General features: G+C 41.1%; 22 protein-coding genes. 8 read left to right on the top strand and 14 right to left on the bottom strand.

The features are described 5' to 3' along the window. Positions 1 to 3: 3 nt before the first annotated feature. The 7 genes from BM266_RS02605 to BM266_RS02575 all read right to left on the bottom strand — a co-directional run bounded on the left by BM266_RS02605 (position 4) and on the right by BM266_RS02575 (position 7,228). Positions 4 to 1,215 (bottom strand): ABC transporter ATP-binding protein, encoded by a 1,212-nt coding sequence (locus tag BM266_RS02605; RefSeq protein WP_093405515.1) that lies wholly within the window; start codon positions 1,213 to 1,215, stop codon positions 4 to 6. 96 nt (positions 1,216 to 1,311) lie between these two features. Beyond that, positions 1,312 to 2,151, bottom strand: coding sequence for an ABC transporter permease (locus BM266_RS02600; protein WP_093405513.1), 840 nt, complete (start codon positions 2,149 to 2,151; stop codon positions 1,312 to 1,314). A gap of 53 nt (positions 2,152 to 2,204) precedes the next feature. Then, positions 2,205 to 3,317, bottom strand: coding sequence for a glycosyltransferase family 4 protein (locus BM266_RS02595; protein ID WP_093405510.1), 1,113 nt, complete (start codon positions 3,315 to 3,317; stop codon positions 2,205 to 2,207). Then, positions 3,318 to 4,178: a polysaccharide pyruvyl transferase family protein gene (locus BM266_RS02590; protein ID WP_175494740.1), complete on the bottom strand. Its 861-nt coding sequence runs from the start codon at positions 4,176 to 4,178 to the stop codon at positions 3,318 to 3,320. Between the two features lie 7 nt (positions 4,179 to 4,185). After that, positions 4,186 to 5,103 (bottom strand): glycosyltransferase, encoded by a 918-nt coding sequence (locus tag BM266_RS02585; RefSeq protein ID WP_093405505.1) that lies wholly within the window; start codon positions 5,101 to 5,103, stop codon positions 4,186 to 4,188. Positions 5,104 to 5,111: 8 nt separating this feature from the next. Continuing rightward, positions 5,112 to 5,852 carry a hypothetical protein gene (locus tag BM266_RS02580; RefSeq protein WP_093405503.1) on the bottom strand — a complete coding sequence of 247 codons (741 nt, stop codon included), beginning with the start codon at positions 5,850 to 5,852 and terminating at the stop codon, positions 5,112 to 5,114. Continuing rightward, entirely contained in the window at positions 5,849 to 7,228 is a 1,380-nt protein-coding gene (locus BM266_RS02575) for a sulfatase-like hydrolase/transferase (protein WP_175494739.1), read from the bottom strand. The genes BM266_RS02580 and BM266_RS02575 overlap by 4 nt, the downstream gene beginning before the upstream one ends. Positions 7,229 to 7,621: 393 nt before the next feature. Here BM266_RS02575 and BM266_RS02570 point away from each other — a divergent pair, with 393 nt between their 5' ends. From BM266_RS02570 to BM266_RS02550, 5 genes are all read left to right on the top strand, one after another. Continuing rightward, positions 7,622 to 8,605, top strand: a complete 984-nt coding sequence (locus BM266_RS02570; RefSeq protein WP_093405498.1) for a polysaccharide deacetylase family protein — start codon at positions 7,622 to 7,624, stop codon at positions 8,603 to 8,605. Then, positions 8,577 to 9,374, top strand: coding sequence for a formyltransferase family protein (locus BM266_RS02565; RefSeq protein WP_175494738.1), 798 nt, complete (start codon positions 8,577 to 8,579; stop codon positions 9,372 to 9,374). The genes BM266_RS02570 and BM266_RS02565 overlap by 29 nt, the downstream gene beginning before the upstream one ends. Before the next feature lie 3 nt (positions 9,375 to 9,377). Beyond that, positions 9,378 to 10,172 carry a sulfotransferase family protein gene (locus tag BM266_RS02560; RefSeq protein WP_093405493.1) on the top strand — a complete coding sequence of 265 codons (795 nt, stop codon included), beginning with the start codon at positions 9,378 to 9,380 and terminating at the stop codon, positions 10,170 to 10,172. 180 nt (positions 10,173 to 10,352) lie between these two features. Then, on the top strand, positions 10,353 to 11,762 hold the full coding sequence (locus tag BM266_RS02555; protein ID WP_317040937.1) for a glycosyltransferase family protein: 1,410 nt from the start codon (positions 10,353 to 10,355) through the stop codon (positions 11,760 to 11,762). 16 nt (positions 11,763 to 11,778) lie between these two features. Further along, positions 11,779 to 12,918: a glycosyltransferase family 4 protein gene (locus BM266_RS02550; RefSeq protein WP_093405490.1), complete on the top strand. Its 1,140-nt coding sequence runs from the start codon at positions 11,779 to 11,781 to the stop codon at positions 12,916 to 12,918. A 649-nt stretch (positions 12,919 to 13,567) separates the two neighbouring features. On the opposite strand, the gene BM266_RS02540 is transcribed toward BM266_RS02550, so the two are convergent. The 3 genes from BM266_RS02540 to BM266_RS02530 all read right to left on the bottom strand — a co-directional run bounded on the left by BM266_RS02540 (position 13,568) and on the right by BM266_RS02530 (position 16,889). After that, positions 13,568 to 14,497, bottom strand: coding sequence for a GDP-L-fucose synthase family protein (locus BM266_RS02540; RefSeq protein WP_093405485.1), 930 nt, complete (start codon positions 14,495 to 14,497; stop codon positions 13,568 to 13,570). A gap of 43 nt (positions 14,498 to 14,540) precedes the next feature. Beyond that, positions 14,541 to 15,653 carry a GDP-mannose 4,6-dehydratase gene (gene gmd, locus BM266_RS02535; protein WP_093405484.1) on the bottom strand — a complete coding sequence of 371 codons (1,113 nt, stop codon included), beginning with the start codon at positions 15,651 to 15,653 and terminating at the stop codon, positions 14,541 to 14,543. Positions 15,654 to 16,685: 1,032 nt separating this feature from the next. Then, complete coding sequence (locus BM266_RS02530; protein WP_093405481.1) at positions 16,686 to 16,889, bottom strand: dodecin family protein; 204 nt, start codon at positions 16,887 to 16,889, stop codon at positions 16,686 to 16,688. Positions 16,890 to 17,499: 610 nt separating this feature from the next. On the opposite strand from BM266_RS02530, the gene neuC reads away from it, so the two are divergent. The 3 genes from neuC (at position 17,500) to asnB (ending at position 21,354) form a co-directional block, all read left to right on the top strand. Beyond that, positions 17,500 to 18,657, top strand: a complete 1,158-nt coding sequence (gene neuC, locus BM266_RS02525; protein ID WP_093405479.1) for a UDP-N-acetylglucosamine 2-epimerase — start codon at positions 17,500 to 17,502, stop codon at positions 18,655 to 18,657. A 75-nt stretch (positions 18,658 to 18,732) separates the two neighbouring features. Beyond that, a complete protein-coding gene (locus tag BM266_RS02520) occupies positions 18,733 to 19,452 on the top strand; it encodes an acylneuraminate cytidylyltransferase family protein (protein WP_093405903.1) in 720 nt (239 codons plus the stop codon). A 177-nt stretch (positions 19,453 to 19,629) separates the two neighbouring features. Further along, a complete protein-coding gene (gene asnB / locus BM266_RS02515; RefSeq protein WP_093405476.1) occupies positions 19,630 to 21,354 on the top strand; it encodes an asparagine synthase (glutamine-hydrolyzing) in 1,725 nt (574 codons plus the stop codon). A gap of 539 nt (positions 21,355 to 21,893) precedes the next feature. Here asnB and BM266_RS02510 read toward each other — a convergent pair. The 4 genes from BM266_RS02510 to BM266_RS02495 form a co-directional block, all read right to left on the bottom strand. Continuing rightward, on the bottom strand, positions 21,894 to 22,718 hold the full coding sequence (locus tag BM266_RS02510) for a polysaccharide pyruvyl transferase family protein (RefSeq protein WP_245760369.1): 825 nt from the start codon (positions 22,716 to 22,718) through the stop codon (positions 21,894 to 21,896). A gap of 164 nt (positions 22,719 to 22,882) precedes the next feature. Continuing rightward, positions 22,883 to 23,257 (bottom strand): four helix bundle protein, encoded by a 375-nt coding sequence (locus BM266_RS02505; protein ID WP_093405474.1) that lies wholly within the window; start codon positions 23,255 to 23,257, stop codon positions 22,883 to 22,885. A gap of 202 nt (positions 23,258 to 23,459) precedes the next feature. Further along, on the bottom strand, positions 23,460 to 25,931 hold the full coding sequence (locus BM266_RS02500; protein ID WP_093405470.1) for a GumC family protein: 2,472 nt from the start codon (positions 25,929 to 25,931) through the stop codon (positions 23,460 to 23,462). Next, positions 25,932 to 26,729 carry a polysaccharide biosynthesis/export family protein gene (locus BM266_RS02495; protein ID WP_093405468.1) on the bottom strand — a complete coding sequence of 266 codons (798 nt, stop codon included), beginning with the start codon at positions 26,727 to 26,729 and terminating at the stop codon, positions 25,932 to 25,934. Between the last annotated feature and the right edge of the window lie 123 nt (positions 26,730 to 26,852).

The raw sequence follows: 26,852 nt of genomic DNA, 5'->3' as shown, positions 1-26,852 counted from the left end.
TTGTTATTTTACTAAATAATTTAATTCCGTATCTAACAAAAATGGAGGCCAAGTTTCAATTTCAACTAATACTTGAAAAGACAAAATATTATTTAATCTTAATATTGGATTTATCATTTTTGTATTCTCATAAACTATTAAGTTTAAAGTATAATTCCCTTTTGATAACTGTAATTTATTATGTGTAAAACTTATTAAAAATAAACCTTTATCTATTGATTTTGCCTTGTAATCATAATAAAAAAATGCAACACCCCTTTGTTCCTTATCATAAATACTAATTGTAATAAAAGGTAAATATTCTAACCTTTTATTATTGAGCCCTAAAATAATTTTTAAATCCTCCCCCCAGCTAATTATATTAGTAGGCTCACCTGTAGTCGGGTCAAGTAGTTGTACCTCCTCCAAACTAATACTCCCATCATCAAACACCACATTACTTTCGTTGTTTACAAAGCTTCGGTAATATAGATCAATTGCTTTTGCTACGTCTTCGCCCTGAAATATAGTTACACCTTTTTCCATTAAAATTATATGGTTACATATACGGGAAACCATTGGCATACTATGGGATACGAAAATAATTGCTGTATTAGGGAGAATCTTATCAATGGTTTTAAAACACTTTAATACAAATCCCAAATCTCCTACTGCCAATACCTCATCAATCAGCAAAACATCGGGTTCCATTTGTGCAGCAATGGCAAAACCCAGTCGCACCTTCATCCCGCTACTGTAATTTTGCACCGGCATATCTATAAACTCCCGTAACTCGGCAAAATCTATAATCTCGTCTAGCTTCTCGTTGATCTCTTTCCGGGTAAAGCCAAGAATAGCCCCATTGTTATAGATGTTTTCCCTTCCGGTTAGAATTCCATTAAACCCTGCTCCAAGCTCAATTAGTGCACCTACCCTGCCTTTTATAGTTACTTTCCCGGCATCCGGGTTAATGAGTCCGTTAAGGATTTTTAGCAGCGTAGATTTCCCGGCCCCGTTATGGCCGATAAGCCCCAGACATTCCCCGCGGCGCAATTCAAAAGATATATCCTTCACCGCCCAGAACTCCTTTTCCCGCAATTCCCGTTCGGCTTTACTTCCTTTGAGATTGCTTAACAAATCCTGAACCCCATACCAAAGACTGGTCTTAAGATCTTTACAGAACTTTTTGGAGAGATTTTCTACTTTAACTAATATTTCCTGGTCCTGTTGAGGCATTATTTTTAAGGGATAATTTTGCTTTAAAAGTAAAGAATTATTTTCCGGGGCAATAAGATTCCTTAAGGTTTTCCCGGGTATTAAAATAATTAAGAACTAAGTTCTTTCAACCAATATGGGGATTGAGATGCGATAACCAATAAGGGCAAGCACAAACATTGGTAAACAAAACCCCAAAACTACGAAGTAATATGTTAGAAATTCGGGTTGCACCCCTGTAAGCAGATCACGACCTGTTAAGATTACCGGCGTAAATGGATTTATTTTCATTACCAGGCTCATCACCCCGGTTTCGGGAATAGCATATACGACTGGCGTGATATACATCAAAAAACTAAAGCCCATACTCACCATTTTTCCAATATCTTTATATAGCATGCTTATAGGTGTAAGAAATAAACCAATGGTAACTCCAAAAAACACAGCTCCAAGGATAACCAAAGGCAATAACAGAAGACTCCAATGAAAACCTATTCCAAATAAAAACACAAAGATCACCAACAATATGATCTTCACTCCGGAATTAAAGAGAAGTTTATACACTCCGGAAAGTATTAATGCTTCCTTTGGAAAATTAATTTTGCTTAACAAACCCCTTGCTGCATTGGTGCTATTTGTGGGAGTATTTATAGCCTCGGTAATTATAGACCAAAGAAGTGTTCCTGAAAAGGCGTATACCGGATAAGGCACTCCTGTTTCGGTAATCTGGATAGTACCGGAAAGGTTCAGAAATATCCATACTGCCGCGGTAGCCAGAGGAGTTATGAAGGCCCAGATTATACCCAGATAAGATTGCCTGTATTGTGCCTTAATGTCTCGTTCTGCTAGTTGCCTGGCTAGAAAACCTGATTTTTTTAAATCGGCAAGAATTTCCCTAAAATGCTTTTTCAAGCTCAGGTTATTTTCTTTCTGGTAGATGCGAGTTTCTAATTTCACTTGTAATTTTAAAACTTAAGAGTTTTCTCTAATTTTTGATTATTTGGTATATATCATTGAATTTGAGATAGGAAGCTTTTAAATTTTTCCGTCATATGTTTTTTATCATTGGCTAATAGTACTTGAATCTCACTTAAGGAAAGACTTTTTCTCTTTTCTTTCATCAGCATTTCCATTAGAGCTGATATTTCCTTTACCGAGAATTCTTTTGTAACCCAACGCAATCTTTCGGGTACAGCTTCCATAATTCCACCACATGGAAAGCTTACAACCGGTTTGTTAAAAGCCGCTGCTTCTAATGCCGCAATGGAAAAGGATTCACTAAAGGAAGTTAGAACAAAACCGTCAAATTCATTCAAATAATGATAATAATCCCAATCTTTTTTTTTGATAAAACAGATCTTGTTTTGAAGCTTATACAACTTAAGGTATTTTTTTAAATATTCTTCATATGCATCATTCCCTCTTGTACCAATCCAAACAAATTTTAAATTTTCATAATTGGACAACAACAATTGTGCAGCCTCAATAAACATTTTTGGGTTTTTATTTATTGTGGTAGCGCCAGACATTCCCCAAACAAAATCGGCAGTCTTAAAACCCAGAGTTTCTCTTATATTATTAGGCTTAACCGGGAGATTGAAATTCCCGAAATTAAGTGGTGGATGGAGCACCTTGATCGCCTTATTATTTTTACAAAATATTTGTAAATAATTTTTCACGTAATGGGAAGAACATAAAATAAGGCTAGCCTCCGCCAAAACTTTTTTAAGCTTTTCCCCATCATGTCCTATCAACATTAACTCAGTCTCGTGAATATATAATATTATTCTATTAGCACGCTTACGAGCAATATCATAGAATTTAAATGAAAGAAAAGTATTCAGAAGAATATAATCAAATTTACGTCTACCTAAACATTTTTCAAAACTTGAAATCGAATTGAAAATATTACGGAATTTCGAAAAAAATAGAGATGATCCCATCTCTTCCTCAGGATATAAGAGGTCTATTCCCGGGGATAATAAAGGCTGTAAGTCCGGCTTTCGTCGCGGAGTAAAAATTCCTACTTGAAAGTCTTTATTTAACTCTTCCAGGAGATTTAGTAAAGCTATCTCTGAACCTGATCTTCCAAAGAAAGGGGTTATAGCTAACAAACTTTTCATCTAATTATTTTTGAAAGGGCAACATTCTATTAAATCCAATTGTACTTTATGCAAAATCTCTCTATCCGGCAAACTAATAGCATCCGGAAAACGCTGATCTTTTAACTTTTCTGTATAAACAAAAGGTTTATATAATGATATGCCCACCGACAGAAAATAGTCATTAAATTTAATATCGTCTCCATCCAATTTATCCGAGAATTGAACCCAAACTGCTTTTACTCCATAAGCATGAGCTACAATTAACCCATGTAATGATGATGAAAACACCAATTGTGAAGTAGCTATTTTTTCAATAACTAATTCTATATCAGAACATTTGAGATCAAGTATCTCCGTTCCATTTTTATAATTAAATTTTGTATTTACCTGCTCATAATCTACATAGTGAGGAATTAGAGTATTAATATTCCGTTGAGTTTTTTTGGGTACAGGAAAATAAAAAGGACAAAGTAAAGCAGGGTCCCCCCATACCTTCTTCATTTTCTGCCCACTCGCAAGGACTCTACTATAAGAAATTGGACCTCTGACTGCCAGAAAGGACGATTTTTTTAATTTAGCATCAGAATTTATAATCCCGGCCCCCCATACTATATTATTTTCCCTCGCCTGTTCCAAAATACTTCCAATTACAAAATAGACCTTTTCCCTTTTTGAAAGCTTTGATATTTCTCCAGCTTTAGGTGTCCAACAGACTTTTTTACCACTTATTTTTTCTACTAAAAGAGGGACTATAGCATCCCCGAAATTATCCCAGCTCTTTCCTGCCAAAAATTTATTAGAAGACCAGTAAATTTTATAAACATCTTCACTTTTAAACCTAGACACTAAACTTTTATATAAATTGTAATTTTTTTTCAATCTGAAATCATTTATTTGATAATAATATTCTTTTCAGAGAATAAAGGTATACCCGAAAAACAAAAAAAGGATTCTTCCGATATATAAGTTCAAATAGCATTGTAATAGATTTAAAAAACCTTCTTTCCTTATTATAAGATGCCATCAACCCCGTTTTGAAATTAATAATACCCTTTTTAAGGCTTTTTTTGTTTTCTTGAAAGATCTGATCTCTGTATAAATTCTTTAAAATGCCGAGATTAATTTCTCCTAATTTACTTTTTTCTTTTCGTAAGGCAGTTGAAGTTCCAAAATCCTTTCTATAAACTGCCGTAGGCTCATTCAGAAAATATATTTTACCTCCCTGGTTTAAGACCAGGAGATATGTAGGCCAATCTGCATAAGGAAAAGCCGGTATCCAGTGTTCCATTTTTTTGGTTAGTGGTACATTCTTAAATAATGAACTAACTGAAGCTATGTAATTTCCAGTTACCAGATCCATGAACACGGTTGTTAAAGGCCGGTCATCATCCTTAGGTCCAGTTTTCTTACCTGATGGAAATAGGCTATAATTATTGGTGTAAATGATTTTATAATCTGGATTTTTTTCCAAAAAATCTACCTGTTTTTGAAGCTTTAAAGGATCTATCCAGTAATCATCCCCATCACAGATCGCTAAATATTTCCCGGTACATTCGGCATAAGTTTTCACATAATTAGCTCCAAGACCTATATTCTTTTCATTAAGCAACAGTTTTATTTTTTCAGGAAATTTAGTCGCATATTCCTTGCAAATTTCCCTTGTCTTGTCCGTGCTACAATCCTCTCCAATAACTAACTGATAGACAAAAGAGGTTTTTTGCATCAAGACACCTTCTATCGCCTGGGCAATGAAATTTTCCTGGTTATAGGTAAGCATAAAGATACTAACAGTAATTTCTTTCATAAGCCTTTTTATCTGTCACCTACCTTAGATTTGAAAGGCAATAAAACAACTTCTACATTTTTATCAAAAAGAGCTCTGTAAATATTCAATTTATTTCTGGGTCCGTACAAACCTCCTAAATGCCATAGTAGCTTCTTTCTTTCAGGAAAATGCTCGAGCATAAAATTATAATCGGCAAAAGGGGCCGAGATAAAAAGTCCGGGCTTATCCTTTAAATTTAAATTTATCCTGTCTAACACCTTCTTCAAACTATCCTTTTGCCTAATTTGGTTTAAACCCGAGGGTAGATAATAGGAGATTTTAAAGCCTTTGTTCAGAAATGGATTTAAATGTTGCGGAAAATGGGATTCAATATAAACTCTGTCTTTGTTCAAATTAACCTTACTAAAAAGACTATCAAGATAATTTGCTGATTTTTCAGCCCAGGGGGCTTTGAGGTTTTTATAATCAACCCAAAGCCCGTAATGTCCTGATATGGGGATATGTTTAATATATTCATCTAAATAAAGCTGAATACTTTCCGCCGGGGGATGATTAACATCAAAATTACCGTTCTCCCAAACCACATCGAGTTCCATTCCTGAGAATATTTCAGAGGATTCTTGTAGTTTTCCAATGCTATTAACTCTATGAGGCCAGATCTTATCGGGAAATAAGGTTCTTAGCACCACAGGGTGCACGGAATATTTATAGACCAACACTGCAGCGAGTCCGATAATGATTGATAATATTAATGTTTTAAGCTTCAACGGCTAAAGATTGAATCGTAATTTTTTTTGTTATAAATAATACGGTCCCGTTCCTTGAAATTCTCATTAAAAATACTACGTTTAAATTGGAAGCCTTTAAATTTAAGGCCCGAAAGATCAGAAATACTAAATATTAAATCATCTAACATATAGGGTCGATCAGGTTCAAAGTTAATATTAAAATTTTCTCTAAAGCTATCTGATTGCCATAAGATAAAAGGTACGTCGTACATAGGATAAGTCCCCTTGGTTTCAGTATGTGAGGCCCCGTCGTGAACCTGGTAAACATCTTCCCCATGATCTGAAAAATATAAAACATAAGAGTATGCGTCTTGCTCTTTTACTTCTGAAATAATTTCAGAAACAATAAAGTCATTATAACGTATGGCATTATCATAAGAATTGACCACATTTACTCCAGCCGAATCATTAAGAATTGGGGGAATATCTGTAAAAAATTCAAAGGAAGGTGGATAGCGATTGGCATAACCGGCATGAGTACCAAGAAGATGAATTACAATAAATTGATCTTCATTCTCCTGAAGAACTTTTTTTAAAGGTTCCAGGACTACCTCATCATGAATACTTTCGATATTATAATTTTTAACATTAAGGAAATGAAGATTATGAGAGGCATTTGCCATTTTGGTAATCAGGGTTTCGTGTAATCCTATTGGTTTTTGGTTGGAAATCCAATGAGTTTCCAGACCAGCTTTATTCATCAATTGAATGATGGTACCCTCATCCAGCCTGCCTTCCTCTTCATAATGTTTAAAACTCATAAGCTTTGATAAACTCGGGATGGTATGGGTATGCGGACTTATAACATTTCGATAGACCAACAATTCCTCTTTAATCTTTTCCAATTTTGGATTAGTCTGCCTTTCATAGCCATATAAACTCATCCGGTGCCTGGTAGTAGATTCACCTATAAGCATTACAAAAACTTTTCGTTCCTCCCTTGTTTTAACGATAACTTCGGGAATTTCTCCTATAGGATCATCCAGTCCAAACTCATCATACAATTCGGTTTCTTCTAAATAATCCTGGTACGAATTAAAGGCTATATTGTATAAATTATGATTTGCCAGCGATTTATACTGATATACAAACAAAAGAATTAGCAGCAGGACTATACTTAATGCTTTTTCAGGTAGATAAATATTAAAAGGTTTGTTAATAAATTTTATAAGAATTAAAGGAGTCAAAAGGCATACAAGCAGAATAAAACTGAAAAAATTTAAATATGCGCCCAGGAATTCAATAGTTTCGGTCGTATTGGTTTCAATTAAAATAAAAATGGTTGAAGCGCTAAGACGGTCAGCAAATAGATTATAATATGAAGCCTGAATAAATACTGCTATCAGAATTAACAAATAGCCGAAATAAAAAGTGAGGGATCTTATTTTCCCTTTGGGAATTAATATATAAAACAGATATATAATACCTGAGAAAAACGCAGTTTCAATAAGACTCAACCTTAATTTATAGGTGTCGGCTTCTCCCAGAAAAAAAACAGACAGAAAAAAAATAAAAGTTGGAAAGAAAAATAAGAATAAGCTGCCCCAATATTTCATTACTAAATTCCGAAACATATTAATTTTCTGCATCAATATTTTTTTTATCCAGATAATAGGATTTGGGCTAAAATTATGTAAAATTACGGAGACCTAATATTCGGTTAACTCGGAACTCAAAAAAATAATACTCAGCAGTATCAATTTTTTATAAAGCCATTAAAATACTTTTTTAAGTCTTAAATTGCATAAATGCTCATAATCTCCAATTACCACTATATCCGTGAAAACTTTTCAGCTCCCTTTCCCAGCATTTTTGGATTGAGCCCGGTGCAATTCAGGAGGCAGATGGAAGAATTAAGCAAGTTTGGAGAATTTATTTCCTTAAAAGATCTTCATCATTACCGGGAGAACCCTCTCAATAAAAATTATTTCCTAATCACCTTTGACGATGGCTTAAAAGAACAATATGAACTGGCAAAACCAGTGGTGGATAGTATGGGAATTTCCGCAGTATATTTTATAAACACCTCTAATTTTACAGAAAAAAAAGTTTCCCTGGTACATAAGATCCACCTCCTACGCTCCCGGGTAGCCCCGGAGGAAATACTTCAGATGATTACTGAATTTGCTAATGTAGAGCTGAATCAAGAGGAAATTGATGCAGCTGTTAAACATTATAATTATGACAGCTCCCAGAATGCCCGCTTGAAATACCTTTTGAACTTTAAACTATCTACTATTGAGCAAGAGAACATTATCAATCCCCTTTTTCAGCAGGTTTTTGATGAGAAAAAAGTAGCCACCGAATTATATTTTTCAGAAAAAATGCTCACTAATTTATGGGAAGAGGGATCGCTTGCCTCACATTCCCATAGTCATTTGCCACTTGGGAAGCTGAGCCAAGCGGAAGTAGAGCAGGAACTAAGACAAACACAAGATTTCTTTAAGAGCGAATTTGGGAAACCGGCGAAGGCAATCAGCTACCCTTATGGATCTTATGAGGCTTGCAAAAATATTCGTGAATCTGCTAGCAACTCAGGCTTCGACTTAGGTTTTAGCATGGAACGGGCAGGAAATATTTCGCTTCAGGAAGACTCCCTCTTGCTTGGGCGTTATGATTGCAATGATCTTCCAGGAGGTAAGAATAATCTGTTTGGCAATAAAAATCCTTTTGAAACTGCGGCAACGCGAAAATGGCATACTTATGCAAACAGTATTACTAACAAGCAATAATTTACGCCATAAATACCTGGCGCATCAAATTTCAGAAAACACAGATCTCCAACTGGTAATTACTGAAAAGAAATCCCCGGCCATAACAGATACCTCCGGCATGGATCCTGCAGACGCTACATTTATTGATCAGCATTTTAAAAAGCGGGCAGCTTCAGAGGAGGATTACTTTGGAGCCTATCACAATTTTCCGGAAGCTGAACTGCTTGAAGTAGAACATGGAATGATGAATTCAGGACAGGTCGTGGAAAGGCTGAAAGCTTTAGATCCGGTTTTTATACTTTTATTCGGCACCTCTATTATAATGTCGCAAATCCTTAATCATTTTAAAAATAGGGTGATAAATTTTCATTTAGGCCTATCCCCTTATTATAGGGGTTCAGCCACTAATCTTTTCCCACTGTACTACAATGAACCTGAATGTATTGGTGCCACACTTCACCTGGCTTCGGCGGAAGTAGATCGCGGGGCTATCCTTTATCAGTTCCGCCCGGAAATATCCAAAGATGATAGTCTCCACGACATCGGGAATAAAACCATTCTGAAAGGCGGTAAACTTTTACCGAAAGTTTTGGAAGCATATAGGAATACTGAAATCGAGACAATCGAACAGCAAGGCGCGGGCCGGGTATGTAAGATTAAAGACTTGACGCCTGAAAAACTTCAAAAGATCTATCAAAATATTGAACAGGGATTAATTGAGGAATATTTACAGGATAAAAAAAGACGGGATCTGGCATTTAAAATTGTTCAACCAGAACTCTTATAAAGTATGAAAATCAAAAATGCTATAATTATTCTTGGCCCCGGAAAAAGCGGATCAACACTACTTAATCATATGTTCTCCTTACATCCCGATCTCTACTGGATATCTACTTATGTAAATAAGTTCCCTGGGCATCCAGAATTGACAGTTTTCAACAATATTTATCGCCTTCCGAAAATTGAAAACCTTACCAGGGAAAAAAGTAATTTCCCGCGTCCGGCCGAAGCCTTTTATTTCTGGACCCGTCATATCAAAACCTTTTGGAGCGACAAACCGGTTTCAACAGAACAAGCTGCAAGACTTATAAAAGCTCTTGATAAGATCAGGAAATATCAATCGGGAAATCGCCTTCTTATTAAATTAACGGGACCTACCCCTCCGAAATTGATTGAGAGTATCTTTGAAGATCCGCATATCATCTGGCTGGATCGTGATCCCAGGGCAACTATAGCCTCCTATTATGCTAACAAATGGCTTTACAAAAACAGGCCGGAGGTTTTTGCCTCTAAATCAAATCTGGAACTGATAAAAGAATATACTGAAAGCTATAAAAAAAGCGAATTACATAAAGGAAAATTCAGAGATTTTAAATTCCTTGAAGTTAGTTACGAGGACCTTACGGAAGAGCCAACAGCATTTTTAAAAAAAATATGTGAATTCACAAACTTGCCCTATCCCTCAACTTTTCATTCTCTTATTATCGACTGGGATATAAAGGCCGGCAATAACATGAAATATCAAAAACTTTTTACCCCCGCGGAAATCACTTATATGGATAAAATCTTACAGGAAAAGATTTAATCAATTCCGTTTTAACCAGATCTACTCCCTGAGATAAGCTCCAACAAATCAAAAATAGACAAACCAAAAACCTCCTCTACCGGACTCTAAAAGTGATATTTATGTAATACGGATTAAATCCAAAGTTAAAAGACTAATCACTTTTGCCTATATTTGAATCCAACCTAACCACCTGTTGATTTGATACCCCAAAAAAAGATCTTCATCCTGCTTCCTGACGGGGTTGGCCTGCGAAATTTCGCCTTTACCTCTTTTGTAGAAATTGGGGAACAAATGGGATGGGAAGTGGTCTTCTGGAACCACACCCCTTTTGATCTTGCCGGGATGGGCTTTAAAGAACTAAAACTCACAGGAAAACCCAGACCACAAACTGATTTACTAAAAAGAGCTAAGATCGAAGTGGAGCTCAACCATTTCACTCAAAAATTTAATGACCCGGTTTATCAAACCTATAAATTTCCTGCTACAAATAAAGGCTTTAAAGCCAGAATCAAAAATACAATAGTTCGGTTCTTAACTAAAACTCATAAGGGACCAATTGGTTTACAGAAACTTAGAAATAAGTTGAAAGTTTCGGAAAGAAAAGGAGAACTCTATAAAGAATGCGTAGAGGTGCTGAAAAACAAAAAACCCGATTTTATTTTCTGCACCAACCAACGCCCGGTGAACGCCATTTCACCACTTACGGCGGCACAGGATTTGGGCATTCCTACCGCAAGTTTTATTTTCTCCTGGGATAATCTGCCCAAGGCCACCATGGTGGCTGAAGCCGATCATTATTTTGTATGGAGTGAGTTTATGAAACAGGAACTGCTTAATTATTATCCGCATATAAAACCAGGACAAGTACTTATAACAGGAAGCCCACAATTTGAACCTCATTTTGATCTAAGCCTGAGAAAAAGCAGAGAAGAATTTTTCAAAGAACATGGACTAAAACTTTCGAAAAAATATATCTGTTTTAGCGGGGATGATATCACCACTTCTCCAGATGACCCACAATACCTGGAGGATGTGGCGGAAACTATAACGCAGCTAAACTCCGGGGAACATAAGCTGGGGATCATCTTCCGCCGCTGCCCTGTCGATCTTTCGAACCGCTACGATAAAGTACTGGAAAAACATAAAGATATCATCGTTCCCCTCGCTCCCTTATGGGAGAAAGCCGGAGAGACCTGGAACACTATTTTGCCCACCAAAGAAGATCTGAAATTACAGATAAATACCATTCTTCACTGTGAAGCAGTGGTCAACCTGGCCTCTTCCATGGTCTTCGATTTTGCGGTCTTAGGCAAGCCCTGTTTATATTCAAATTATGAGGTCACTGATAAAACTCAGGCTGACTGGAGTCCTCAAAAAGTCTATAATTTTGTGCATTTCAGGTCGATGCCAACCGGGGAGGAAATTTACTGGCTAAATTCAAAAGATGAAATACAGCCTAAACTGGAAAAGACTTTAAAAAACCCAAACGATAAAGCTCAAAAAGCACTGGAATGGTTCGAGAAAATTAACCAAACCCCGGCTGAAAAAGCTTCAGAAAGAATTTGGGTTCAGCTTGAGCAAATAATGGAACTGAAAACTGATAACTGACATCTCACAACCGATCATGCATTTAGCCTTCCTAACTCCCGAATATCCTCATCCCCACTCCTCCCCTTCCGGCGGACTTGGCACCAGCATTAAAAACCTGGCTGAGCAATTGATAAAAAAAGATATTCGCATCACGGTTTTTGTTTACGGGCAGGAAAAGGATCTGGTTTTTGAAGAAGAAGGCATCAGGTTTCATTTTATCAAACAATTAAACTATGACTTCTTTGGCTGGTACCGTTACAGGAAATACCTGGAGTACTATATCAACAAAGTAATCCTGGCAGAGCAGATCGATGCCATGGAAGCCCCGGATTGGACGGGGATAACCGCTTTTATGAAGCTTAAGTGTCCGCTGGTGATAAGAATGAACGGCAGCGACTCTTATTTCTGTCGACTGGAAGATCGGTCGCAGAAGAAGAAGAACTTCTGGTTTGAGAAACTGGCTTTAAAAGCTGCAGATCATCTGCTCTCGGTGAGTGAATTTACCGCCGATAAAACCCGGGAGATCTTTAATCTAAAAAAAGAAATAAAGGTGATTCCCAACTCGGTAGATGTAGATGCTTTCAAGTCAACCGGAGAAGCACCAACACCAGATACTATCCTGTATTTCGGGAGTATCATCAGGAAAAAAGGAGTGCTGGAGCTGGCCCATATCTTTAACCTGATACACCAGCAAAATCCCAATGCCCGCCTGATCATGGCGGGGCGAGATGTGATAGATATTCAAAGCAAAAGATCCACCCGCAGCCTGTTTGAAGAAGTATTAACCGAAGAAGCCAGGAAACAACTTCTATGGCCGGGCAGTCTGCCCTATGAGGAGATCAGGTCCCGCATCTCCCGGGCCGCGGTGATCGTGCTCCCCAGCTTCGCCGAAGCCCTGCCCATGACCTGGCTGGAAGCTATGGCCATGGAAAAGGCGTTAGTAACCTCAGACATCGGCTGGGCTAAAGAAGTAATGGTCGATGGACAAACAGGCTACACTGTAGATCCAAAAAATCATAGTGCTTATGCAGATAAAGTACTAGACCTTCTTGGAAATAAAGAACTTGCAAAAAAAATGGGAAAAGCGGCGAGGAAAAGGGTGGTTGAGAGCTTTTCTGCGGGAGTTGTTGTCGAGGAGAATATTAAATTTTATGATTCAGTCTCCATTCATTAGGCTATAGTCGATAGAAGTAAAACCAGGAAGTATTTAATGCTACTAAAACCTTTATTTTAAAAGCTAAATCACCAATAGGAATATTGGCTAAAAGCCCCCTTTAGGGGGTTTGGGGGTATGGGGGTATGGGGGTAAAACTTAAATTCTCATCTACTTTTCCAATCACACTAAATAATGAACTAACGAATCACTTCTAAAAACTCAACCCGGCCTACTTTTTAATTCCGTAGTAAAATCAAGCCAATTGGCCGCGGCGGGCAGCGGAGCATTGCCTAGCGTAGCGGTTGTCCCGCTATCGGGACGCAGGATAGACAATTGGCGCAGTATTTTTAAGGAAATAAAAATAAGCCTAGCGTTTTTTGTTTCTTTTTTGGGCGATGCAAAAAAGAAAATATAAAACTTAAAAAAGCTTCTTCTAACCCCTTCTCGATACATCCCGACTACCGTCGGGACACTTGAAGTCAACGACAGTAATCGGGACGTTGGGTTCGAGCCTGCCGACCGTCAGGTGGGTGCCTTTGCAGGGCGATAGCGGAGCAAAGGTGTATCGAGAACAGGTTTGAAGTACCAACTTCACAACTCTTCCTGATACACCTGACCTAAGTAAAAGAAATCACGTTGAACATTAAACGGGGAACGACTTCTACCATCAACCCACTGATTCCTGATACCACTTATAAATCTGCTTAATTCCTTCTTCCAGGTCTATTTCTGCCTGCCAACCTTTGTTTTTTAGCTTTTGGACATCAAGTAATTTTCGGGGAGTACCGTCCGGATTGGAATGATCCCAGATAATTTCTCCCTGGTGACCGGTGATTTGCTGAATCAAAGCTGCCAATTCAGCTATTCGAAGGTCTTTTCCGGTTCCCACATTATAGATGCTTTCTTCTAGCTTATGCTCCAGACTAAACAAAACGGCCGAGGCCAGGTCATCTACGTGCATAAACTCCCTCCTGGGGCTTCCCGTACCCCACAGCTTTACCGGGGCATGATCCTGGTTTTTTGCTTCTTGGAATTTCCTGATCATGGCCGGGAGCACATGCGAGGTTTGCAGGTCGAAATTATCGCCCGGGCCATATAAATTTGTCGGCATCAGGCACACAAAATCCTTTTGGTATTGTCGGCGCAGGGCTTGACAGGCTTTAATCCCGGCGATCTTTGCCAGGGCATACCACTGGTTGGTAGGTTCCAACTCCCCTGTCAGCAGGTATTCTTCTTTTATGGGCTGAGGGGAATGTTTGGGGTAGATACAGGAACTTCCAAGGAAAATAAACTTTTTCACCCCATAGCTGTGGGCCGCATCAATTACATTATTTTGTATTTGCAGGTTATGCATAAGGAATTCATAGGGAAATTCATTATTGGCCCAAATGCCTCCAACTTTAGCCGCGGCCAGGATCACCACCTCCGGACTTTCCTCTTCGAAAAATCGGTTTACGGCTAAGCTGTCCCTAAGGTTGAGTTCCCCGGAAGTTCTCCCTAAAAGATTGGTATATCCCACTCCAGATAATTTTCTCCAGATAGCCGAACCTGCCATTCCCTTGTGACCTGCTATATATATCTTCTTATTCCTATCCATTTAATCCATGCCTTCCGTTTAAATCCGTGAAATCTGTTTTCTTTTATTCGAAATAATTCAAAGTGGTATAGCCTCCATTTTTCAGGTGTTGTTCTTTCTGCATCAGCATCAGATCGCTATTCATTATTTCTTTTATCAATTCCTTTAAATCATATTCCGGTTTCCAGCCTAACTTTTTATGAGCTTTTGACGCATCACCTACCAGCAGGTCTACTTCCGCAGGCCTAAAGTACCGCGGGTCGATATTCAGAATTTCCTTACCTATCTCAAGCTGAAAACGCTCATCCTTACAGGATTTCACCAGGGCTTTTTCCTCTTCTCCTTTGCCCCTGAACTCCAGTTCTATTCCCACTTCTGAAAAAGCCATTTTAACAAAATCCCTTACTTTGGTGGTGGTCCCGGTAGCAATAACCCAGTCTTCAGCTTCTTCGGCCTGCAGGATCATCCACATCATTCTTACATAGTCTTTTGCATGCCCCCAATCTCTTTGAGCATCCAGGTTTCCCAGGTAAAACTTATCCTGCAACCCCAATGCGATCCTTGCGGCTGCCCTGGTGATCTTCCGACTCACAAAAGTCTCTCCCCGTAAAGGGGATTCATGGTTGAAAAGGATGCCGTTACAGGCAAACATCCCGTATGCCTCCCGGTAATTAACTGTGATCCAGTAGGCGTAGAGCTTGGCAACACCATAGGGACTGCGGGGGTAAAAGGGAGTGGTTTCCGATTGCGGACTCTCCTGAACCTTTCCGAATAATTCAGAAGTTGAGGCCTGATAGATTCTGACTTTTTTCTCCATTCCAAGCAATCTTACGGCATCGAGGATCCGGAGGGCCCCGAGTCCGTCGGTATTTCCTGTGTACTCCGGGATCTCGAACGAAACCTGTACGTGACTCATCGCAGCCAGGTTATATATTTCATCGGGTTGTATTTCCTTAATGAGGCGAATCAGGTTAGTGCTATCGCTCATATCACCGTAATGGAGGATAAAATTTCTATTGGTCTCATGAGGATCCTGGTAAAGATGGTCAATCCTGGAGGTATTGAACTGGGAAGACCTGCGTTTAATACCATGCACCTCATATCCCTTTTTAAGAAGAAATTCACTTAAATAAGCTCCATCCTGACCGGTGATGCCGGTTATCAATGCTTTTTTCATCCTTTTCTTTTAGTCCCCGGAAACTACCCGGCATAGTACAGGACCAAGTTAAAAGATTTTTTGTTTTTTCCCGGGTTTTTCGGTTCCCGGTTTACTGTAGAGGCCTGAATAGGGTTAACCTAAAGGAAAGGTTTTGATTTCGAAGGTTATTGGGTGAATTAATTACGAACTTCACAAGACTTCTCGATACATCCCGACTACCGTCGGGACAATCGAAGTCAACGACAGTAATCGGGACGTTGGGTTCGAGCTTGCCGACCGTCAGGTTGGTGCCTCTACAGCGCGATAACGGAGCAAATCCCGAAAGCTTTTTCTTAGAGAACAGATTAGACCCACTCCACAAGCCCCTGGATACCATTGTATTTTCAATTTCATTCCCAAGGCGCAACCCATATTATCCAATCCTCTCTTCCCCTTTTCCATAATCCAAGGTTCAAATCCCGAATTAACGATTCCAGAATTAAATAATTAATCCAAATCCAGATCAGTCGTGGCAGGAAATAGAAAAAAAGCCCTTATGAATTCAAGACGGCCTACTTTTTAATTCTGTAGCAAAACCAAGCTGATTGGCGGCGGCTGGCAGAGGAGCATTGCCTAGCGCAGCGGTTGCAATGCGCAGGATGGACAATCAGCGCTGTGTTTTCAAAGAATTAAAAATAAGCCTAGATTTTTCTGTTTCTTTTTTTCATCAATGGAAAAAAAGAAAATGATTCTTCAATTGAATAAGACTCAAAGTACCATTGACTCTGCCAAAATACTCGTTGATCCAAACCTGCCGACAGAAATGGGGGATGCCCTTTCAAGCGATAGCGGAACAAAGGTGTGTCTAGAACCAAGTGAATTTAAGTTACGGTAGCAAAATAAATTTGTATCGAGAACAGGTTAAGAGTACCAACTACCCAAAACTCGATACAATCCCGACTTGCGTCGGGACCACTCGAAGCCAACGATGATTATGGCTGGCGTTTAAAACCAAAAAAAAAAGGGAAAGACAGCAAAATCCTTCCCTTAAAGACAAACAAACTTGTATTATTAATGCGTCACCACAAAGCTAACCTTGGTGGTAACACCGTAGGAAACTATTCGGTTTTCCTCAACTTTACCGTTCATATCTTTTACATAGATAGACTTGATGTTTTTCACGGTTTTCGAAGCCTCTTTCAAGGCATTATTGATAGCATCTTCGAAACTATTATCTGAAGTTGCCATAATCTCAATTACTTTTACAATTGCCATAATATTTACTTTTTTATTGGTTAATTAAAATTTATTTCTCAGTATTAATTTAGTACTTATCCAAGGCATAGAAAAACTTATTGAAGTGATTAACAAAACATTATATTAGTTGAGGGATTTGGGAATGGTTAATTGATTAATTAGAGATCAGGAATGACAGACTGAATTTTGATATAAAATTTTACCTAGCTTAGGATGATGATTTATAGCGAGCCCTGCGAGTTGTCAACCCCGTTTTTGAGTGTAGCTCATCGACACCGTTAAAAATTTTCGAAGCCTTGGAGAAAATTTAGGTGTCGATGTGCGATTTTTTGGCCTTGTAGCCAAAAAAACACCTCCACATAGGGCGCCCTTTTTTGTTTCGTTTTTTGGGCGAGCAAAAAATGAAAGGTTGGACAATTCCAGATAAGCTTTAAAATTCCAATTTGAAATAAAACTCTAGAAAGTTATCAAGTATTCCTAACAGAGAGAAATTTGACCTGAACGTGGACATAGCTGAGCCCATTAATGATACCCGAATTAACCAGCCCCCAGAACCTACCAACTGCCCACAACCTATTGCTCAATATTCCCGAATCTCTTACCTTTAACCGATAAACCCTTATTCTGAATGAACAAAAGAAAAATCTGCGTGGTGGTTACCGCGAGGCCATCATATAGCCGGATCAAGTCGGCACTTAGCGCTATTCAGGAGCATCCCGGGCTGGAATTACAGCTGGTGATCGCCGGTTCGGCCCTTCTCGATCGTTACGGAAATGCCGTGGATTTTATTGAAAAAGATGGCTTCCCCATAGCCGCTAAGGTCTTTATGGTACTGGAGGGCGAAAATCCTACCACCATGGCCAAGACCACCGGACTGGGGGTTATGGAACTTACCAATGTACTCTACAATCTGAAACCCGATGCCGTGGTGACCATAGCCGACAGGTTCGAGACCATCGCCACCTCTATCGCAGCAGCCTATCAGAATATTCCGCTGGTGCATATTCAGGGCGGGGAAGTCACGGGTAGCATCGATGAGAAGGTGAGGCATGCCAACACCAAACTCGCCGACCTGCACCTGGTAGCTACGGAAGACGCCCGGGAAAGGGTTATAAAACTTGGGGAGGCTAAAGACAAGGTCATCAACACCGGTTGTCCTTCCATAGACCTGGCAAAGCAGATTACCGAAGAACCCGGACTCAACTTCGATCCTATTGAGAAATACGGAGGCGTGGGAAAATCCCTGGACTGGAAAAACGGCTACCTGGTTGCGATGCAACATCCGGTGACCACCGAATACAAACAAGCAAAACAACATATAACTGAGAGTCTGAAGGCAGTGAAAGAACTCGACATCCCAACCTTCTGGTTCTGGCCGAATGTAGATGCTGGTTCTGATGGCACCTCCAACGGGATACGGACCTTCAGGGAACTGGAACAACCGGAGAACATCCATTTCTTTAAGAATATGGAACCGGTAGACTTCCTAAGGTTGCTGAAAGGCTCCAAAGCCCTGATCGGCAATTCCAGCGTGGGACTCCGGGAATGCGCTTACCTCGGGGTCCCTGTAGTGAACATCGGGAACCGGCAACACCGCAGAAACCGCGCAGAAAACGTGATTGATGTGGGTTATGACAAGGAGGAAATCATCCGGGCAACCAGACAGACTATGAAACAAGAACATTTTCCATCTTCTGATCTATATGGTAACGGGGACTCGGGAGTAAAGATCGCAGAGATCCTGGCTACTGCAGAATTGAGTTTTAGCAAAACGATCACTTATTAAAATTTGTTTATAGTTTGGGGTTTGTTGTTTGGAGTTAAAAAATATCAGGCACTAAAGACTAAAGACTACCGTCTAATGACTAAAAAAATACTCGGACTTATCCCTGCCCGGGGGGGCAGCAAAGGAATCCCCGGCAAGAACATCAAGCTTCTGGGTGGCAAGCCCTTGCTGCAGTATACCTGGGAGGCCGCAAAGCAATCAAGTCTGCTGGAGAAAGTGATTCTAAGTTCTGAAGATCAGGAAATAATTGAGGTTGCTAAAAAACTTGGACTGGAAGTTCCATTTACCCGGCCTGAGGAACTGGCTCGAGACGAGACTCCCAGTATTGAGGTAATCAAACAGGCCCTGAACTTCTTCAAAGAAAACGGACAAGAATTTGATGCGGTTTGTTTGCTACAGCCCACTACTCCCTTTCGTTCGCCTGTACTGATAAATGCCTGCATTAAAAAGTTTGAAGAAAACAACTACGATTCACTGATCAGCGTACGGGAAGTACCTGCGGAATTTAATCCCCACTGGGTGTTTGAGGAGAAAGAAGGCTTGCTGAAACTTGCAACCGGGGAGGAAAGCATCATTCCCCGCCGGCAGGAATTGCCAAAGGCTTACTTTCGTGACGGCGCGATTTACATCACAAAGACTGAGGTCTTGCTGGAGCAGAATTCTTTATTCGGAGAACGTACAGGGTTTTATGATACCACGGGTAAACCTTATGTAAATATTGATACTCCCCTTGATTGGGAAGAGGCGGAGAGGATATTATATAGTGGAGAGTGGAGAGTGGAAAGTGGAGAGTGAAGATTTTTATATAATTGATCTGAATTTGGGATTGTTCCCTGTTGAAGGTTTAACGTATTTTAGTTAAGGATCTAGTGGAGAGTGGAAGGCGAAAAGTGGAGAGTTAGATAACTTTCCTGGTTATTAGGTGGACAGAAGACAAAAGCAGATTATACATTATAAATTATTCATTAAACAATGTGCGGAATAGCGGGAATTATCGGAACGGGGGAACATTCTTCTTCCCTGGAAAAAATTCTAAAAACACAATCGCATCGCGGTCCTGACCATACCGGGCGATATATTGATAAAGCTTTTGCAGCCCTTGGCCATAACCGGCTTTCCATCATAGACCTTTCCCCTGAAGCCCATCAGCCTTTTTCTGATGAAACGGGACGTTTTCAGCTTGTTTTTAACGGGGAGATCTATAATTATAAGGAATTAAGGCAGGAACTGGCTTCCGGGTATATTTTCAGAACTAAATCTGATACCGAAGTCTTACTCGCAGCTTTCATCAAATGGGGCAAAGCCTGTTTGCAGCACCTCAACGGGATGTTTGCCTTTGCCATCTGGGATTCTAAGGGGAAAAAACTCTTCGCGGCTCGGGACCGCTTTGGGGTAAAGCCTTTTTATTACACCGAAGCCAAAGGAATCCTGTACTTTGCCAGTGAGATCAAAGCATTACAGTCGGTCATCCCGCAGACCGCACCCAATGAGAAGGTATGGGCGAATTATTTCGCCTACGGGTCCTACGGAATGCCTGATGAGACTTTTTATAAAGACATCCACCAACTCCCGGAAGGGCATTTTATGGAATATTCCCAAGGAAAGCTCAGCATCGAAGCCTGGTATGACTTTAAAGAGCGGGTCTCAGCGATTAAACCGAATAAAGATTTCGAAGAAGCCAAAGCGACCTATTTTGATCTATTAAAAGACAGTATAAGGTTAAGATTCCGCGCGGATGTTCCCCTGGGCTTCAACCTCAGCGGCGGTGTAGACAGTTCCCTCTTGCTTGCCTTGGTTAACCTGTTTGAAAACAAGAAAAATATCACTGCTTACAGTTTTTATACCGGCGATGAGCGTTACGATGAACTGCCCTGGGTGGAACAAATGATCGCTAGAACGGCAAACCCGCTTAAGAAAGTCAGATTTTCTGCGGAAGAGGTGGCGGAAACAGCTGCTTTCATTTCGAAGAGCCAGGACGAACCTTTTGGAGGAATTCCCAGCCTGGCCTATTCAAAGATCTTCAGGCAGGCCCGGCAGGATGGAGTGAAGGTCCTGCTGGACGGGCAGGGAATGGACGAGCAGTGGGCCGGTTATGATTATTATATGAATCCGCAGAGTAATAATACCATTCAGGGAACGGGAAGCAAAAGCGCTTTCCGACCCAATGTCCTTAACCCCGATTTCCTGGCCTTAGCCGAAAAGCCGGTATATCCAGCGCCCTTTGAAGAGAGAATTCTAAATCTGCAGTACCGCGATCTTTTTTACACCAAGATACCGAGAGCGCTCCGGTTCAACGACAGGATCTCTATGGCCTACAGCACCGAACTCCGGGAACCCTTCCTGGACCACCGGATGGTGGAATTCGCTTTCGCTCAACCCGCAGACTTTAAAATTCACAAGGGAGTACAGAAATATCTTTTAAGGGAGATCCTGAGAGAGCTGGCCCCCAAAGAGCTGACCTACGCGCCCAAGCGTCCCCTCCAAACCCCACAGCGGGAATGGCTGGGAGATGAACTCAGGGAGTTTACGGAAGCACAGCTAGAAAAATTACTGGCTTCCCCTGCTGCCGGTTGGTTCAATAAAAAAGAGCTGGAGAAGGAATGGAAAAAATACCGGGCCGGAGACCGGGAAAGCAGTTTTCATATCTGGCAGTGGGTTAATGGGGGGATGTTGTTGGGTGATGCTGTGATGCTGTGATTCGGGATTCGTTAATTGGTTAATACGGTTTGCCGCTAAAGGCAGGGTGCAGGAGGGTTTTATCGTCCAGGATTTTCTGGCGGTGAGATGAGATAAAATTTTATTTAGCTTAGGATGATGACGTATAGCGAGCTTTGCGAGTTGTGAACCCCTTTTGTGAGTGTAGCGCATCGGCACCGTTAAAAATTTTCGAAAGCTTGTCCTGAGCGAGGACGAAGGGCCTTGGAGAAAATTTAGGTGCTGATGGGCGGTTTTTTGGCCTTGTAGCCAAAAAATACCTCCACAAAAGGCGCCGTTTTTTGTTTCGTTTTTTGGGCGAGCAAAAAATGAAAGGATAGACAATTCCAGATAAACTTTAAGTTTCATAATTGGAATGAAAACAAGCAAGAAAAACAGGAAGCCAAAAAAAGGACTGCCCAACCGACAGATAGTGCTTCCAGAATGAGAAAAGCCTAAGCAGTCCAGGGTTTGAACGTCCTAGAGGTTACAAAGAAAGCCGGTTCAGTGTAATAGTGCGTTTCTAAATAAGTATTTTCATTTTACTCCGGCAGAAAAGGACAGGCTTCCATTAAGCCTTGCTGAAGTGCTTTCACTTTTTTCTTCTCAGGGAGCACGGGATATTTTTCAAACATGGAAATCCATTCCTCAGTAGTCAGGCTTTCTTTAATAAATGGTGGTTCATAAACCGATAATCCTACCGATTCCAGGTAATCGGGATATTTGATACCATCACCGAAGATCTTATCTGAGAATTCTATCCAAAGGCTGGGGATGCGATAGGCATGAGAGACTATCAGGCCGTGCAGGGAGGAAGAGAGCGTTCGTTCACAGCTCATTATCTGCCGGGTCACCTCCTCTACATCCATACACATCAGATCGATCACCCTGATATCAGGATTGTCTTCGAAGAGCTCCACTGCTTTTTTATAATCGTGGTAATGCGGAATGATTCCTAATTTGTATTCTTTTTCTACCTGCGGATTAAAATACTCCGGTAAAAGAAGCGCGGGATCCCCGTAAACCGGCGGACAATCATATCCGAGCTGCTGCAAAAATTCCCGGGTTCGCGGTCCTCTCACCGCTCTGAAGTCGGCTTTGGCCACATGATGTTCCCGGTCTATAATCCCACTTCCCCATACGATGCTGTTTTTGGTGGCGTGGGGCAAAATACTTCCAATAGCCAAATAATGGCTTTTATCCCATTTATACCAGGGCTGCTTCTTCGGGTGAACCCACTTCACTTCGCGTCCGGAGATCTTCTCCACGAGATATTTTGAAAGAAGGTCGCCGTAATTTTCTTTTTCCTTGAAAATGAATTTGATTTCGCTCCAGAAAAAGAGGGGAATGTATTTATTTCTCTTCAATGATTATCTTTTTTTTCGTTGAGTTTTCTTCCGGTTTTTAGTTGATTTTGTGGAAAGTGGAGAGTGGAGAGTGGAAAATGGAGCTTCCGGTTTTCATCGTTAGCCATCTCTTTCGAGGAGAGTGGAGAGTGGATGATGGAAACTCTATTTTTCATTGCTAACAATTATTTCTTTGGCTTTTGTTTTAAATATCTTTGTAAAGCCCGGGTCATTTTTAGCATTTCCAGTAACATATTTCGTGCTTTGATATTTTCCTCTTTTGAGATATAATTCCTTCGAAAAGCAATCGTAGTACAAGCTACGCATTCTCTTATGGAGTCGGAAACCATTTCCAGGTAACGGTTAAATTGCGAATCGGTATCTCCCGATCCTTCGCTGCTATTTAAGGCTATTGAAACGGCAGCACGGGTAAGTTGAGAACGTAGGCCATAATTTTCCCAGGAAGGAAATTTTGCGGCCAGATCATAGGCATAATCGGTGAAATCCAATGCTTTTTGGTAGAGTTTTAGATCCTCGAAGTTAAAATGTACATCTTCCATAAAAAAATCCTGTTAGTTAGACTATTAAGTATGATTGTTTCCAGGTTTAAAATTCACTTTCTAATCTTCCAATACCCCAACAAAATTTCTCACCAATATCAAACCACTTCAAGTAAAATCTAAACTTCCCAATATCACTCTTGCCAGGCAGACTTTCCACTCTCCACTCCCGCCAGAGGCGGGTTAGATCCACTTTCCACTATTACTCAAAATTCCTCATTGCCTTTTTCCACCATTTTTTGAATTTTCGGGTGGGGTCTGATTTTTCTACGTAGCCTTTGGAGTAGCGGTTGTAGCCGTAGCCGTAACCATAGCCGTAGCCATAGCCGTAACCATAGCCATAGCCGTATTTGGCACGGTGTACGAAGTGGTTAAGCACGTAGCTGATGTTTTTGATCTCGCCTTTGTGGTATTTCTCGTTGATGGATTCCAGCATGCCGCGTTTGGTGTAATCCTGCCGGATCATGTAGATGGTGGCATCGGCGTATTTCACGAGGTTGAGGGCATCGGCAACCATCCCTATCGGCGGGGTATCCAGGATAATGTAATCGTATTTTTTTCTTAGCTCTGCCATCAGGACATCCATCTGCTCATTGATGAGGAGTTCTGAAGGGTTTGGCGGCACAGGCCCGGCCGTGATCACATCCAGGAATGGAATTTTACTTTGCTGAATTATCTCTTCTGTGGAGGCCTGATCGATAAGATAGTTTACCACACCCAGGTCGTTATTGAGTTCGAAATCATCAAAGATCTTAGGCTTCCGAAGGTCAACCCCCACCAGCACTGTCTTTCGCTGACTCAATGCGAAGACCGTGGCCAGGTTCATCGCGCAGAAGGTCTTCCCTTCCCCTGAAACAGAGGAGGTAATCAGCAGAGTCTTGGATCCGGTAACTCCCTGCTTTTTATACATAAACTGAAGGCTGGATCGCAGTCCCCGGAAACCTTCAGCAATAGAAGATTTCGGATTATCGAAAACCACCAGGTTAGAGTCTGATTTGCTCTTCCCTATCATCCCCAGAATTGGAATAGGCGAAAGCCTCCCTACTTCCTGGGCATTATGAATATTGGTATTGAGAAAAACCAGTAGGAATACAAAGGTAAGCGGGATCACCCCTCCTACCAGCACTGCCATCACGTAGTTCAGTTGAGTGTTAGGCCCAATTTGTCCGCCTCCGGTATCCTTTGCGGGATCGATGACCATCACATCGCTAACGTTAGCTGCTTTTATGAGTCCGGCCTCGCTTCGTTTTTCCAGAAAGAGGTTGTAACTTTTTTCATTAAGGCTGTAACGACGCTGTATCTTCAGAAGGTCCTGCTCTTCCTGCGGCAATGTTCTAATCTCGGCTTCCAGGTTTGCTATCTGCCGGTTGATGTCGCGCTGTTCCTCCTGCAGCAGGCCTTTAGACGAACTTATATTCTCCAGCAGAATGGATTTCACCGAATTTATCTGCCGGTCTATATCATCAAAAACCGGGGAATTTTCCTTGAGGGTATACTGATAATTACTGCGTTCCTCTGCCAGGCTAATGATCCTGGAAACACCGCCGGCGATGCTTCCTTCGCTAATACCCGCCACTGAAGGCGCCGGTACATTGGAATAATCGGTGCGGGTTTCGAGGTAATTCCGCAGGGTTTCGTAGTAAGAAAGCTGTCTTCTGATATCCTCCTTCCGAAGATCAAGGGTAGAAAGCTTGTTGGATAACTGAGAGCTTTCCGCAGAAATATCCATTATCGCATTTTCATTCCTGAACTGGTTGAGTTCATCTTCCACTGCTTTGAGCGCCTGCGACTGTACGGCAAGGCTGCTGTCTATAAAACGGATGGTCTTGGTGGCAAAGAGGTTTTTTCGTGCCAGCATATTATCGCTTAACACCCTCACCGTTCCGTTCAGATATTCCACGATCCGGGCCTTATTACCTCCTGATTTGCTAAGTCTGATCACCGAGGAACCCTGAGATTCGGGAGAAACATTCACTCCGCGATAACGGCCTACCGCCGAATCAAAATTGAGAAAACTAACATAAAACGCCTTTCCGGGCCGCAGGGCCTGGTTGGTCCTGATAACCCGTCCGTTAAAAAAAGGCAGGTTGATCTTCTCCCCTATTTTAAAATCCCGGTTGAATTCCCTGGCTTCAGTGCTAAGGGATGATTTCTCCTTGCTGCCATAATTCTGAAGACTGAGGGTTGCGGGCACATTAGCCTGAATATTATAGGTCGTTGAATCCTTCATCCTGATAACCATAGTAACATTGAGGGCCTGCGGCTTCAGGGTATCGGTCACCACCTCAAAAGGAGTTCTTCCGTAGGCATCTACCCGCTGATATTCTCCGTCTTCAAGATAATTGGTAAAAAACTGAAGCTTCTCCACTACCTCTTCGTTATGGGATCGGGACCTGAGGATGGTCATCGCGGTATTCACCTTATCTGAGGTACCACCCCAGTTAAAGGTGAGGCTGGTATTGGACGTAAAGAACGGGTTCTGGTCGTCTTTGATGGAAATGGAGTTCCCAAGGCTGTATACCGGAAGTTTCCGTACATTATTATAATAAGCTACCGCCAGGCTAATCCCTACCGAAAGCAGGATAAGCTTCCAGTAACTTATCACCTTCAGGACGAATCCCTTAAAATCGAAGGTGGAGCCTACGTCTGATATGTGATCATCTTCATGTGCCATCTAAAGTCGGGTAAATAATAAGATCGAAGTGGTAACCACCGAGAGCAGGGTAACTCCGGTTCGGAATGCTTCCATTCCAGTAGTTCCGAAACCGAGCGCCTTCTGCGGTAAGGGGTTCACCACGATCATATCGTTGGGTTGTATATAATAATATGGGCTGCTTATCGCGTTGATATTGGTAAGGTCTATGCTGTAGACCTCTTCGCCGTGGGGAAACTGCCTGATGATCTTTACATTTTGCATATCGCCGTATTCACTTATTCCACCGGCATTGGCCACGGCCTCCATAATAGTCACTTTTTCTTTGTAAATCACCTGGCTCCCCGTGCCGATCTCTCCCAGGGTGGTATACCTTATCCCGGCGAGCTTAACGGTGACGAATATATTCGCCTCATCCTTAAAGTAATTTTCCAGCAGAAGTTTTTCAATTTTCTCTCGGACTTCTTTTTCTGTATACCCCAGCACATTGACTTCGCCCAGGGTTGGGACTCTGATATTTCCGTGTGGGTCTACCGTAAAACCGTCGAAGAAAACACGCTCTTCAGTAGTGGCGCTTAGGTTGGCCTCATCGATGGGGTTAAACATCCCTACCAGTTCCTGGTCAAGGGCCTTTACCCTTATGCTTAAAAGGTCGCCGGTCTGGATACGGTATGGTTTTTTTAGTTGCTGAATCTCTATGATACTATCAAGATCCTGCTCGTTGTCCTGCAGGTATGTAATTCTTTTGGTAGAAACGCAGGAAGAAAAGCTCAGCACTACCGCAATAAGGAATAAAATACTTTTATACTGCTTCAGCATATTTCAGAGGCTATTTGTTGGGTAAACTATCTTTTGCAGCACTTTCCACGGATTAAAGAAAAAAGGTTTCAGGCCAAGGCCGGTCTTCCGATACAATCCCTTAAGCAAAACCTGTTTAGATAG

Origin of the sequence: Salegentibacter flavus, assembly GCF_900115145.1 — a bacterium.
Classification (GTDB): Bacteria; Bacteroidota; Bacteroidia; order Flavobacteriales; family Flavobacteriaceae; genus Salegentibacter; species Salegentibacter flavus.
This window is presented reverse-complemented; position numbering and strand designations above follow the sequence as displayed.